General features: G+C 56.6%; 10 protein-coding genes and 3 pseudogenes. 4 read left to right on the top strand and 9 right to left on the bottom strand.

All coding sequences use genetic code 11. From position 1 onward, the window contains the following. Window positions 1-8: 8 nt before the first annotated feature. From ABIB90_RS11550 to ABIB90_RS11530, 5 genes are all read right to left on the bottom strand, one after another. A complete protein-coding gene (locus ABIB90_RS11550) occupies window positions 9-476 on the bottom strand; it encodes a nuclear transport factor 2 family protein (protein ID WP_007596408.1) in 468 nt (155 codons plus the stop codon). A gap of 77 nt (window positions 477-553) precedes the next feature. Next, a complete protein-coding gene (locus ABIB90_RS11545; RefSeq protein ID WP_354200841.1) occupies window positions 554-1,015 on the bottom strand; it encodes a YbgC/FadM family acyl-CoA thioesterase in 462 nt (153 codons plus the stop codon). Between the two features lie 173 nt (window positions 1,016-1,188). Beyond that, window positions 1,189-1,809: an SAM-dependent methyltransferase gene (locus ABIB90_RS11540; protein WP_354101495.1), complete on the bottom strand. Its 621-nt coding sequence runs from the start codon at window positions 1,807-1,809 to the stop codon at window positions 1,189-1,191. Between the two features lie 8 nt (window positions 1,810-1,817). Continuing rightward, a complete protein-coding gene (locus ABIB90_RS11535; protein ID WP_354200683.1) occupies window positions 1,818-2,150 on the bottom strand; it encodes a hypothetical protein in 333 nt (110 codons plus the stop codon). 411 nt (window positions 2,151-2,561) lie between these two features. Next, window positions 2,562-3,455: an Abi family protein gene (locus ABIB90_RS11530; protein WP_354101493.1), complete on the bottom strand. Its 894-nt coding sequence runs from the start codon at window positions 3,453-3,455 to the stop codon at window positions 2,562-2,564. Window positions 3,456-4,237: 782 nt separating this feature from the next. On the opposite strand from ABIB90_RS11530, the gene ABIB90_RS11525 reads away from it, so the two are divergent. From ABIB90_RS11525 to ABIB90_RS11510, 4 genes and pseudogenes are all read left to right on the top strand, one after another. Beyond that, window positions 4,238-5,656 (top strand): patatin-like phospholipase family protein, encoded by a 1,419-nt coding sequence (locus ABIB90_RS11525; RefSeq protein ID WP_027520066.1) that lies wholly within the window; start codon window positions 4,238-4,240, stop codon window positions 5,654-5,656. Further along, on the top strand, window positions 5,619-6,593 hold the full coding sequence (locus tag ABIB90_RS11520; protein ID WP_354200682.1) for a hypothetical protein: 975 nt from the start codon (window positions 5,619-5,621) through the stop codon (window positions 6,591-6,593). The genes ABIB90_RS11525 and ABIB90_RS11520 overlap by 38 nt, the downstream gene beginning before the upstream one ends. Beyond that, window positions 6,590-8,080 (top strand): SH3 domain-containing protein, encoded by a 1,491-nt coding sequence (locus ABIB90_RS11515; protein WP_027520068.1) that lies wholly within the window; start codon window positions 6,590-6,592, stop codon window positions 8,078-8,080. The genes ABIB90_RS11520 and ABIB90_RS11515 overlap by 4 nt, the downstream gene beginning before the upstream one ends. Before the next feature lie 414 nt (window positions 8,081-8,494). Then, a pseudogene (locus tag ABIB90_RS11510) lies at window positions 8,495-8,784 on the top strand (caspase family protein); the annotation flags it as partial. Window positions 8,785-8,990: 206 nt separating this feature from the next. On the opposite strand, the gene ABIB90_RS11505 reads toward ABIB90_RS11510, so the two are convergent. From ABIB90_RS11505 to ABIB90_RS11490, 4 genes and pseudogenes are all read right to left on the bottom strand, one after another. Next, window positions 8,991-10,034 (bottom strand): GSU2403 family nucleotidyltransferase fold protein, encoded by a 1,044-nt coding sequence (locus ABIB90_RS11505; RefSeq protein ID WP_027520069.1) that lies wholly within the window; start codon window positions 10,032-10,034, stop codon window positions 8,991-8,993. 340 nt (window positions 10,035-10,374) lie between these two features. Continuing rightward, window positions 10,375-10,983, bottom strand: a complete 609-nt coding sequence (locus ABIB90_RS11500) for a dienelactone hydrolase family protein (RefSeq protein WP_245286382.1) — start codon at window positions 10,981-10,983, stop codon at window positions 10,375-10,377. Window positions 10,984-10,985: 2 nt separating this feature from the next. Then, window positions 10,986-11,530: pseudogene (locus tag ABIB90_RS11495) on the bottom strand (haloacid dehalogenase-like hydrolase); the annotation flags it as partial. A gap of 342 nt (window positions 11,531-11,872) precedes the next feature. Beyond that, window positions 11,873-12,538 (bottom strand): annotated as a pseudogene (locus ABIB90_RS11490) (sulfatase-like hydrolase/transferase); the annotation flags it as partial. Window positions 12,539-12,742: the final 204 nt, after the last annotated feature.

Below are 12,742 nucleotides of genomic sequence, written 5' to 3'. Positions count from 1 at the left end.
TTGAAATCTCAGAACGGATCGGTTCCCAACCCCGCCACATCCGCCGGCCTCGGCCCCGGTGCCGGCCAGTGAAACCGCCGGTCCTTCTCCGTAATCACCACGTCGTTGATCGACGCTTCGCGCCGCCGCATCAGGCCGTGCTCGTCGAACTCCCACTGCTCGTTGCCGTAGGAGCGATACCACTGGCCGCTCGCATCGTGCCATTCGTACTGGAAGCGCACGGCGATGCGGTTTTCGTCGAACGCCCAGAGGTCCTTGATCAGGCGGTAGTCGTGCTCCTTCTCCCATTTGCGGGTGAGGAATGCGACGATGGCTTCACGCCCCTGAAACATTTCGGAGCGATTGCGCCAGCGGCTGTCCTCGGTATAGGCGAGCGAGACGCGCACCGGGTCGCGCGAATTCCAGGCATCCTCGGCCATGCGGGCCTTTTGCGCTGCGGTCTCACGGGTAAAGGGCGGAAGCGGCGGGCGCGACATGAGGACCTCATCGGTTGGCGGGAGTGCAATCTATCGCCGCGCGCGGGGGAGTCGAGGGGCCGCCCGCTATCGCCCGATCACGAAATCAGATCAGCCTTCATCAAGGCGCGGATCGATTTCGGGATCGGCTGGGCGCGGCCGCCGCTGATGAAGGCGACGCGTACCTCGGCTTTGACCAGCACGTTTTCCCCGCGCCGCACCTCCTGCGCCAGCATGATCGAGGCGCCCTTTACCGCGACCGGCCAAGTCACGACATCGAGCACGTCGTCCATCCGGGCAGGCTTGAGGAAATCCAGATGCATCGAGCGCACCACGAAGGCGAAGCTTGTGTCTTCCGCCTCGGCCTGCTCGAACAATGCCTGCTGCTCGGCGCCCATCAGCCGCAGATGATTGGTCCGTCCGCGCTCCATGAAGCGCAAATAGTTGGCGTGATAGACGATGCCGGAAAACACTGGTTTGACGATGTCGCAACAGAAGCCTAGTGGGTTGCTTTCATTGGGTCGCTGGACCGCTAAGGCATGAATGAAGAGCAGATTTATCTAGCCCTTCCGTAGCACACCGTGACTAAGAGATCGTCTGCGCGCCTGACTGTTGCCCTCCGAAGGCAAAGGTCACACATTCGGATCGTGTCGGGTGCGCCAGCAAAATCAACAGCTTATCGAAATTTCGTTACTTCACCGCTTAGCCGGGTAAGCACCGGGTAAGCAGGGCATTAGCTTTGATAGTCCCCAGGCCGCTCGAGCTTCTTGCGACAGGGCGGCACCCACATGAGACGAGGAGCTTCCGCCGCCTGCTTCTCCCAGACAATCCATGCATATCCGGTAGCGGTAGATGCCTTCGCGTCGAGTCTGCCCTTCACCATCGGAACGCGCTCGGTGAATTGGGCAAACTTCGCAGGTGGCGTTTGCTCAAAAATTTCGCGATAGCGACCGACGCTTTCGAGAAACACCGTCCGAGCGAGGATCGCAACACCCTGGCGAGCCACGATCAGCGCGCGCTTGATGAAGTCTTCGGCTAACCTGAAGGGGGGATTGGTAATTACCCAATCCACCGAACCTGCCTGCATCGGAGCACTTAGGAAGTCGGCGACGGAGCCATACCCGTAAGAGTGAATGTCCGAGGCTTTCACCTTCCCGAAGTACTCTTTAAGAGGCCGAGCCATATGGCCGGCGCCGCAAGCCGGCTCCAAGCAACTCAACTTTCGGAATGGACCGGCGTCGCCAATCACATGCTCCATGAGAGCGCGAGTTGCCCAGGGCGGCGTCGGGAAGTTGTCAAGGCTATCTGCTGCTTCGATCCGCTGAGCCATCACGGCGTGCGACGTATTCTGCATTTTGCCCCTCAGATCCGCTCAAGCAGCTCATGAAGCTTCTGGCGGAAGTAAACATTTGCAGTCTCAACCAGATCGTACACAGCGAAGCCGAAGTGATCGTTAAGCTCGGCTCCAATCAGCGAGTACGGACGAGGCAGCGACCGAATCCCATAATAGAAGATAACACGGGCTTCCGCTTTGACGGGATTTAACTTGAAGGTCTCCCCATAGCTCTTGAGAAGCATTTGCGTAACGGTGAGGTCGCGGCGGATCGATCGGATCTTCCCAGCATCGAACGCGCCATTTCCCCGCTTGATCTCGTAGGCACGAAGGGTGTTGTCTGCGTCGTCGAATGCTATCATGTCGACCTGCAGCGTGCGGACCGCCTCGCCGTAAGGAAGGGTTGTGGACGAGTACGCTTCGTCAGTCTGTGCCCAACAATCTGATCGGCAGCACGGGAGACTTTGAAGGCATCCTCCCTCCAAACCCGATGCCGGTTGCTCTCCCGAAGGCTCTCTCTGATTGCTACCTCAAGAATCGCACCGTGACGCTTGTACGCTGAACTAATTATACTGGTCTGCCGGGAGAATTTCTCGCCCGAGATTGGATCGACCAAAAAGCGCTGAGAAGCCAGTCGAGAAATCGTTAGATCGACTACTGGCACAACCCTATCAAGGTAAGCCATCGATTTGTGTGTCGCTCGCTAGAACTGGTGCGACCCTACAACGCAAAAGTGTTTGCGTACCCGCTTTCCTGAGAAATGGTTAATCTTGTCAGGCCCAGAGGTTGGCCTTGTCCCAATCCTGAGGAAATCCCGCCGACTTGATACTGACGATAGAAGAGTTGGGGAAGGTCGCGGCCAAAGCTTTGAAGCGTTTCAGCCAGCTTGAGTTTGGATTAATGGTTTTGAGGAAGTGAGCGCACATGCAGGCAATAGCGTATACGCGCGTGAGCGCGTGAATATTTGTAGCGATGTGCCCTAGATCAGGGCATTCGGCGGGCGTTGGCCACTTTGGTTGGACGGGTGTGGGCTTATTCCAGAACCTACTGTGATGAGCGCAGATATTTCGTGCGACATTCAAGGCGTGAAGCCAGCTCTCCATGATTTGGAAGGACGGGACACCGAAAAATTGGGCGACCGCGAGCTGACCGTTCTTTCGCATCCCGGAATACAGAAAGGACATCGCCCCGAAATCCCAGAGTTCTGCGGCAATCCAGATCGGCGGATGTTCCCCCGCATATTTGGATTTGAAATGCTTTGCGAACTCCTCTTTTGAGCGAGCGAAGGCCTCGTCATGTCGGCGAAGCCATTTCTGGTGACGGCTTTCGGCAGAACCTGGTGCGGAGGCGCGCTGGAAGTTCGGATGCAGTGCCTGCGCGTCTCGATGCGCTTGCGCACCTAACTTGCCCAGTTCCAGAGTGATTTGGACACGAAGCGCGATTTCGATGCGCTCAATCACATCCATCAGGAGCAGGCGAAGCTTCTTGTCGAAGACGTATAATTCAACGATTTCGGAAAATTTGGTGTTGGGACGAAACTTATCGCCTACAACGAGGCTGGCGCCTGACCCTTGCGATTCCCTGTACGGGTACCAATAGCCACTGAGGCGGTAATAGCCGATACGATTTAGGTAAACCTCAGCCAGGGCGTCATCCGAAATGATCATTCCCCGGCCCTTTATTAGGGCCAGTTGATCCGGGACAGACAAGTATGGCTTGCTATAGGCCATTCACAGAGGCCTATAAAAAGAAGACCCACCCGTACACTTTCGTGCAGAGGGGCGGGCCATGTTGCCGTACATATGATTCATCGAACCGAATCCGTCAAGGGGGCATATTTCAACTTAGAATAGGAACTTTTACATTGGTTGTTAACACCTATCACTCTGATTTATCGTGAAACTTCCCCGTACGCACACTTGGCGGCTGATTGGCGACGGCCGGACGGCATCGCTTAGACCTCCAATTTTCCACAGCCAATCTGGCCGCCCAGGGTTCGGTCTTGACGAACAACTAGCGGTGCCATCCGCTTAGCGAGCCAGCCCTAGCGGCTTGCGAATAACCCTCGTCGGAGGAAGCCTCCGGCATGCCAGCCGCCAGAATCATCACCCCGCCCCTCTCCGGCCGCGACCGTCAGCACTATGCGCACGAGCTCCATAAGGCCGAAGTCGCTATGAGCACGAGATACAGGAAGCAGCAGAGGCCCACGCGGCGGCTGATGTAGATATTTTCCAAGGATTTGGTCGCCATTGGCTGCCCGGCGCCGTGGGCGACTGTCACATCGCAGATCAGGGCTGGCCAAAAAGAACCGGTCGATTCCTCCGCTTGCGTTCGCGCGCTGGTTGCGATTGGATAACAAGGACCAAAGAGATCAAAGGTTGCAACGAAAAACCTTCCAGCCAGTCCCTCTGTGACGATCCTTGGCTTAATTTGACATCAGTGCGCCTAAATGCAGTCAGACGGGATTTCAGAGTCGCATCGGCAGACTGCGTTCTCAGCAGTTGTAGCCCAGCCGTCGGCTGAGTCTAAAGCAAGAGACGACGGCGTTCAAAGCAAGATCGCTATCGACGCGCTTATTATGAAGGGTGGAGGGGTTAAGGGTCTTGCATTTGCTGGTGCAATGCGAGAGCTAGAACGTTTCTTCGAATTTCAGTGCTTTGTAGGGACCTCCGCAGGCGCCATCGCCGCCACATTGTTTGCGTCCGGAGCTAGTGGTGCGGCCCTCGAGGCTACGCTGCGTGACCAGCGCTTCACAGACTTCCTCGATGGAAATATCTGGCTTCTTCCTTTCACCTTCTGGACAACACGAGGATTGCATCCCGGACACACATTCGTGGATTGGCTCCGGGGGGAGTTACACAGCCGAATAGATCGGCTAGCCGACATTGAAATGCAGCACCTACCTAAGCGGGCGGTCGTTTATGCATCGACACGGCGCGCCGGTGAAGTGACGTTCGACAAAATCGGTGAGCACAAAGATACCGCGGTCCACACGGCCGTTCGTTGCAGCATGTCGATACCATACCTCTTCCAACCGCAAATGTTCAATAATCGGCGGGTTTATGACGGTGGTCTGCTAAATAATTATCCCATCCAGATCTTTCTGCAGCAAGAGGCCCAGCGAGATCCGACGGCTGCCCGTCTTAACTTCATTGGCCTTTATCTCGGATCAGTAAAACCAGACTCCCTAAAACCGTCATCAGTGTGGGACGACCTACTGCACATAAATATTGATAGGAACGACGCGAAGCTCATCGATCAGTATCGCGATCGAACGATCATGATCGACACCGATCCCATCGGCACAGTCGACTTCGACCTCACAGATCAACAGAAGGAATTTTTAGTCCTTCAGGGACGTACAGCAGCCCTGCGATTTATCGACAAGCGTAAGCTCTTGAGCGCCTCTGAAGTTCAGCAGATTGAGGTGCTCGAAGCTCAGGCGGCGCAGTTGCGTGACGCAATCGAGGCCGAAAAACACGGGCGACGTGGTCTTGGCCGACGTATGGCCGCCGTTGCTGCTCTAATCGGCGTGCTGCTGGTACTCGGTTTCAAGTTCGTGCCTCCGCTTCCGACACCTCGTGCTTGTCAGATCGCTACCTCGATAGACATGTTGACACCGAACGAATCAGCTACGCCGCTTTTCCTGGATGTATCTGCCGGCGACGGAATGGTCCGCTATCCGATCGGAAATGGGAACACTGTCGAACTGAGGATTCAACCGCAAGATATTCAGAGGTATTCTATAACTTTGAAATGGTCAGACGACTCGTCATCTTACTTTGAACCTTTCGCGAGCTGCGGGTCTGTAAACGGTAGGAAATCAAAAGATGGGCGATCATCGCTGCGTCTCGCGCCTCGTCGTTAGCTCGGCGATTTATTGGACGTGCACGATAGGGTGCGCCTTTGCCGACTCGTTCGTCGGTGGTCATATATTTGATGCGATCACAAAGCGGCCGGTGGCCGGCGCTGATGTGTATGTTGAATACTCTTCCCGTCGGATCGGCGCCGCCAAAAGCGACGGGGATGGCGTTTACCGAGTACCGTTCGTGATGCCATCAACGATACCTGCTACAGCATTCGCAACCATCACTGCCAGCGGCGCCGGCCACGCGGCCAGCACGGAAAACCTACAAATTATGGATGGGAGCTCGGGTGCGGTCAAAGATCTGGAACTCTATCCGATCGGTCTACTTGAATGCAGATCTCAAGCGGAACACTCGGTAATCATCGGCAATTTTCTACCGCCCAGTCCGGCAGGAACGTTGTCCGACCTATCTCGCCGCATCGCGAAATCGTTGGAGTTCTCGCTGAAGACGCGTTTGCAAGCCGTGCATCTGATTTTGGACAAGCAGCCGTCGTTTGAGCCGTGCGAAAGTGCAAAACCCGCAACCAGCAAGTTGGGAGCGGGATATGCGAAAGCGCTGAAGGCGGACGCCTTCGTGGACGGAGATGTTTCCCACGACAAGCGTCTGCTTGGCTACGCTGTCAGCTTTTACGTCAGCGATGCGTACGATTTCTTCCCCGATCCTCAGCTTGCCTCTAACCGGAATCTCGAACTCGATACGCCTAGCGCGGTATCAGTTTCAGATGAAACGCATCTTGCCGTGCTGGCATCAATTGCTGCAGGATTAGCTAAAAGAAAAGATTGCGCTACCGCGCTCCAAGTCATCTCGGTTGGGGAGCGCTTGATAGAGGAGCCAATCACTTCATCGAATGCACTGCGTGCAGATTATTTTGCCCAACTACGTAAGGGGTGCGAGGAGCAGCTTCCGAACGTTGGCCTGAGGAAGACTACCAAATGAGCTTTGATAGAGCCGCGGCAGTACTATTAGCGATTCTCTTATTCGCGCTGACATTGCCTGACTCCGCGCAAGCCGGAGGCGAAATTTCCTTCGAAAAAGAATACAGACGGATCATCGACATCGAGAATCAGGTCATGGCTCAACCTGCTTATCGAGAATCAAAAGAACTATTGGATGAAATTGAGCGGTCGCGTGAAACTGTTGTTTCGATAGAAGAGCGATATGCAGATGCCGCGGCCTCTGATGGACCCGAGCCAATCTATCTGCGGGAGGCTGCCCGGATTCGAGCGCGTATCAAACAGTTGGAACGTCGCCTTGCCGAAGCGAAAAAGGCCGTTGCGGATTTTCGAGAAGCCGCAGAGGGTTCAGCTGGAGGAAGGATATTTCCCAACGCCACCCATCGGACGGCAGTATTTACTTACGAGGATCGGCAAGGAAGCGGTCTAGGAGATGCCATCGCGTTCCTTATCTCCAAAAAATTACTCTTCACCGCGCCGGTGCATTCGGTAGCAGTTGTGAACTTTAGGAATGAGCAATTGGCTACTCCGGCTGCTACGGTCGGAGTGGAAAAGGGGGTAACATACTTCGACAAAGTCGATTTAGTGACAAAAAATCAGAATTTTGGCCTCGCAATTTGGGGAAGAATCGCTCGACGTGGCGATGGGTTTAGCATCGACTCTTTCCTTCAAGTGCCGGCGAGCGCCAGCCGGGAAAAGTTTAGCAGCAGCGTTCGTATCCCGACGGCCATGGGCGGCGGAGCATTGTATGCTCGTCTCCGATCAGATCGCGTTCTGATCGGAACAACGTATATGGATGCCAAGTTAGCGCAGAGCCTTAACGAAATTGCGCGCCAGGTCGGTAACTTGCGACGTCAACCGAAAGTCGGTGCACCGGTAGTAGCCAAATTAGAGGGCCTTTATCGTATCACTCAGTATCAGGGCACTTGGGTTGAAATCTTGCTAGCCAACGGTCGTCGAGGCTGGACAAGCATCGATCAGTTTTGCACCGAAGAGTGTCGTTTTTTATTGAAAACGGCGGATTTCACCAACGATATTCTGGCACTCACTGGTGGCGCGCGTCCACGGCGCCTTTTGGAGGGGCTCACACGAGACGCGGACGAAATGCTGCAACAACTTGCAGTGCTTCGAACGCTTCAGGACAGCCCTGACGGAGCTGCGAATATCGCTAAGACTTGGATCGAGGGTAGCAGAACTCCGTCGCCTACGTTTGAAAGCTTGTTGGCTTTGGCAAAGCTCGAGATCGCGCTAAAGCGGGAGCTCGCGCGAGGAAAGAACTTCGAGGACATTCGCCTTCAGGAGCCGGAGGTGCAACCGGTAGTCGATTCTCTCGTGGAAGCTTCTATTGCAAATCCTGGCGACGAAGATGTGCTTTTGAACTTAGCTCATCTTTTCGAGTTCCTGAGCGATCCCACGCGAGCCGCGTTGGCGCGTCAACTTGCGTCACAAGTGACGCGTGCTACTCCATAAAGCTTTGCCCTAAATAACACGGTTCTGAGTGTCTTAAATGCACGATGCCTTCGGCGATGAAAGCTCCGGTGTCGAGCACGCGGCTTACGCCGTGGGCTTGAGCTGCACGAAAGCGGTACCTACCTGACGTGGCAAAATCCGAGCGTCAGACCGTGTCACCCGATTAGACTTCAGGAACGGCTCGTTCCCGTTCTTAAGGCGGGATCGATGAAAGCTGAGAAGCCCGCGCGATTTTGGTCCGCAACTTGGCCGCGTGCTCTGACGATGCGAGGAGCCGCCACTAGGTTTCGGACGCTTCTTTCCCGAGACACCGTTGTTCTGCACCCGAGGATTGTAGTAGCCTGTACCAAGCCCACGACCGGGGGATTGGGCATGCTCAAGGTTGTGGTTGGTGCGATTGTCGCTGCAGTTAGCATGCTGGCGACAAATCCAGCGGTCGCCGAACGCCGCGTCGCCTTGGTAATCGGAAACTCCGCCTATCAGCATGTTTCCAGGTTAGACAACCCCAGCAATGATGCGCGATTGGTTGCCGAAACGCTTCGATCTGTGGGCTTTTCACTAGTGGGCGGAGCAGCACTCCTCTGGACAAGGCCAGCTTCGATAGCGCCATACAGAACTTCGGTAATCAGATTGGCGGAGCCGATGTCGCCTTGTTCTATTTCGCTGGACATGGGGTGCAGGTCCGCGGCTCAAACCATTTGGTATGCCCGGCAATTGGCACCGTTGACCTCCGAAAGCGTTTTGCCGCACCACCATTTGTTCAGACGCGCTATCCGCTCGTCGAACTTCGATTTGTTCGCCTGAGTTTCGCGGCGGTCATCGTCATAAACAGAAAGCACGTCCGCAACGTCGATGTCCTCAATATCCTTGAGGCGCCGTGCCGGGGTGTACTTCTCGCCGATGTAAGCGGCTAGGCTCGCGCCCCTGTGTCTTTCTTAGCGAAAAGCGGCGCCGCGTTGTCTACCACTTCTTTCGGGAGCATTTTTAGCTGCTCTGGTTCGAACGGCAGATGAGTGAGATAGTTCGCGACCAGAGCCCCCACGGCTTCCGCCTGTGCTGCATCTCGTTGGCGCTTGAGCGGTTCTCTGTCCGCACGACGGGACAACCAAAGCTTATGGGCGCCCCAAACCCGGGGATCAGGCGCGACGATACGCACGGGTTCACCCTTTTCGTCGATCGCAATCGCCTCGAAAGCCGGAGAATTCTGCAGCCAATCGAGTCCTTCGATTTGAACGGCAGTCAGGTCTTCTGGGTCCGAGCCGATCTTGTCTGGAGCTTTCTTCCAGGGAGGGCTCTGCATAGGCTTGATTAGATCGACGAGATAACCGTCTCGGTTTACAGCGCGGAAAGTCTGCTTGGCACGTTCAAAGCTGGTGTCGACACGTTGGAGTATCTTGAGGAGCGAAGAGTCAGAGACGTCGTCGTCCGCCACGAACGTAAGCCCGCCGCACGCGTCGAACAGAAGATCGATGTCCTCCGTCGTGGCGAGACCCGGATCAATTCTGACGCCGGAAGAGGCTTCATAACCGTAGATCGCGTTCGTTCCGAGAATCCGAATGCCTGAACCCAGCATCCCGAAGCCATCGAGAGCGCGCATGATCCGGGCTCCGATGAGCGGTACACGCCCCAAGCCGAGCACACGATTAACCGCAGCTTGCCGAGCCATCGTGTCGCGCAAGTTCTTCAGTCGGTCCTCTGCCGCAGTGCGCTTGGCCTCAAAATCGGCCTTCATCTTTTCCGTTTCGGGAGAGCGCGCGCCAAGCGAGCTTTGCTTCCGGAGGCCCGCTTTGTCGTAGTAGCTCCGGACTAGGTATTCATGGCCCTTGGACTCTACCCAAGTCAGGGAACCGCGATGAGCGTCGTACGCCTCCTTCGCGTCTCGCAAGGCCTGGAATCGCTGCTGGCTATTGACCACTTCGCGGCGCTGATCGTTGTTAAGCTCTTGAAAATCCATGGTTTCAACACTTCGGTAAGTTTAAGGTCCATACTGTTGAAACCGTATTTATCATTCAAAATCAAAGGTTTCAACAGTTCCGACCCATTGAAAGCCAAACTGTTGAAACCGGGAACTTTTCTCTATCCTCGCGTCCCCTGGTCTTGCTGGTACCCGCCTCCATCGAACCACCGATCCAGCGCCCGTCTATCGGTCTCCTCTTCCGCGCGCGCAACATCGCGATCCAATTGATAAATGAGATCTGCCAACTGTCGATCGTCCAGGGAAGGCACCAGGTCGATCGCTTCGTTTTCGATCACCCGCAGGGGGACGCCTTCTTCGTAATGCTTGAAAGCTTCTCTCAAATGCTTCGGCAGCCATCGTTCGTATTTGGCAAGCTCGACCCGGAGAGCACTGTCGTACCGGCCCCGGGCACAACGGCTACGGAGGAGTTCCTGATACTGCTCCGCCCGCTTAGTTCGCGCTCTGGACAGACGCGCTTGCTTGGAGATGGCTCACCGAATTCACGCGCCGCCTCGATCAGCTTTTCGGGATTGCAGTTGTTGTTGGGCTTCCCGTCCACGCGACCGCCTCGGCCGGCTTCGAAGGTGATGACGGCTCGCACACCGGCCGGATTCAAAGACGAGAATGCCAAAGCGCCCCAGCCGCCGCCGGACTGACCGACGACGATCGTTCCGGACGCACTCGCAAGCTTTTGGCCGACGACGTAATCGATCACCCACTGATTGAGCCTGGCGATTGCGATACCGGCCGTTCGAAAGCTTGCGTCGGTGCATTTACCGACGGTGCCGAAATAGGTGCTGAATACGCCTTGGTCCGGCAGATCGATAGCCGAACTGCCGAAGCCCGGCCGGATCGGCACGACAACCAGATGTCCGCGCCTGGCGAACCAGAAGGCGGCGTCGCGGAATTCAACCATCGGATAAAAGCTGCGCTCCTTCGGGTCCAACGTCTCTCCGTCCAGGGCCGCATGAACTCCACGCCGCCGGCGGACACGATGAAAGTCTTGAAGCCTTTGCTCCGGAGAAGCGCGAGCAGTTCCAGCATCGGCTGGTAGGTCAGTTCGGTGTAGGGACGGTTGAAGCGCGGATGGCGCGCCATCGCGAGCCAGTCGACGACGGACTTCGAGAACTCGTCGGTGGTCATGCCGCTGTGGGCGACGCCGACGATCTGCATCAGGCCCGTTTCGCCCGCGCCGGCCAGCGCCTTCATGTCTCCGTCGAGCACCGCCTTGAACGGCTGCGTCGTCTTCCATTCCCGATGCTCGGGGCCATCGCCTTGACGCGGTCGAGGGCGAAGAAGCCCTGGAAATAGAACGGCTGCTCGGTCCACAGCGTGCCGTCGTTGTCGAACACCGCCACGCGCTCGGGCGCCGGCACGAAGTCCGGCCCGCCCTCCGCGGTGACGCGCGCGACCTGGCGGTCGGTCCACGACGGCAGCGGATCGGTCTGAGCCCGCGCAACGCCCGCAACGAAGCAGAGCATTCCCCCGAACATAACGCTTGAGACGCTCTTCCAACTCATTGTGTCACCTTCGCTGCCCCCGATCAGCAGGTGGCCCAATACGCTCCACCTGCATGACTTGATTGATTCACGACTGGTCGCGTCGGACGTCAGTTTTTGGTGGCTCCCTGCTGCAGCGCCTGCAACGCCTTCTCGACGCTCAGGGACCCGGAGACCTGGCTGGGTGGGGTAATTCTTGAAGGTTGCGAGGAACTGACCCATGACGGTCGTGGCGGGCATCATTACCCAGAGTTTCTTGCCCCACCATTCGCCGTAGGACGTCGATTCGGTCTGATAGCGCTCCCACGGGTCGACGCGAAGGTTGGTCACGATCGGGACGTTGGTGGAATCCTCCTTGCCGGAAAACAGGTTTCCGACGATGGTCTTGAAGGTGATCTTCCACTCGTCGTAGCGCACGGCCATCAGATCAGCGTTGTCGCTGAAATAGAAGAACTCCCGGCGCGGACTCTCAGTCACCTTGCCTTCGAAGAACGGCATGAAGTTGTAGCCGTCGAGATGGTTTTTGAAGGTCTTCTCGCCCGCCTTGTAGCCGGTGAGCAGCTTCTGCTTCTGCTTCAGATCCGGATCGCCGCCGGCAGCCGCGACGAGGGTCGGCATCCAGTCCTCGGCCGACATGACGTTGTTGATGATGGTGCCGGGCTTGATGACGCCGGGCCACTTGGCCAGCATCGGCACCCGAAAGCCTCCTTCGTACACGGTGCCTTTTTCGCCGCGGAACGGATGATTGCCGCCATCGGGCCAGCTGAAGATTTCCGCGCCATTGTCGCTGGTGAACATCACGATCGTATTGTCGGCAATGCCGAGTTGGTCCAGCTTGGTGAGCAGTTCGCCCACGACCCAGTCCAGTTCGGCCATCGCATCGGCAAACAGGCCGAAGCCCGTCTTGCCGTCCCACTGCTTGGACAGGTGCGTGAAGGAGTGGCACCGTGTGGAGTTGTGCCAGAGGAAGAACGGCTTGTTGGCCTTCACCGAGCGGTCCATGAAGTCGCACGAACGTCTCACCAGATCCGGCTCGATGTCCTCCATGCTCACCTTGGCGGCGGGATCCATGCCCGGATGCGGCGGCAGCGGGCCCGCGTCCGTGATCTTCGTAAGCGCGAATTTCCCTGCACCTTTTGCTTTTGAGTGCTCTGATGCATGAGGTGTCCACCAAAATAGGTGGACACCTTGTGATGGCAGACGAAG

Source organism: Bradyrhizobium sp. JR4.1 (assembly GCF_040548605.1).
Classification (GTDB): Bacteria; Pseudomonadota; Alphaproteobacteria; order Rhizobiales; family Xanthobacteraceae; genus Bradyrhizobium; species Bradyrhizobium canariense.
Note: the sequence above shows the minus strand (reverse complement) of the source record. Positions and strands in the feature narration are given on the sequence as shown.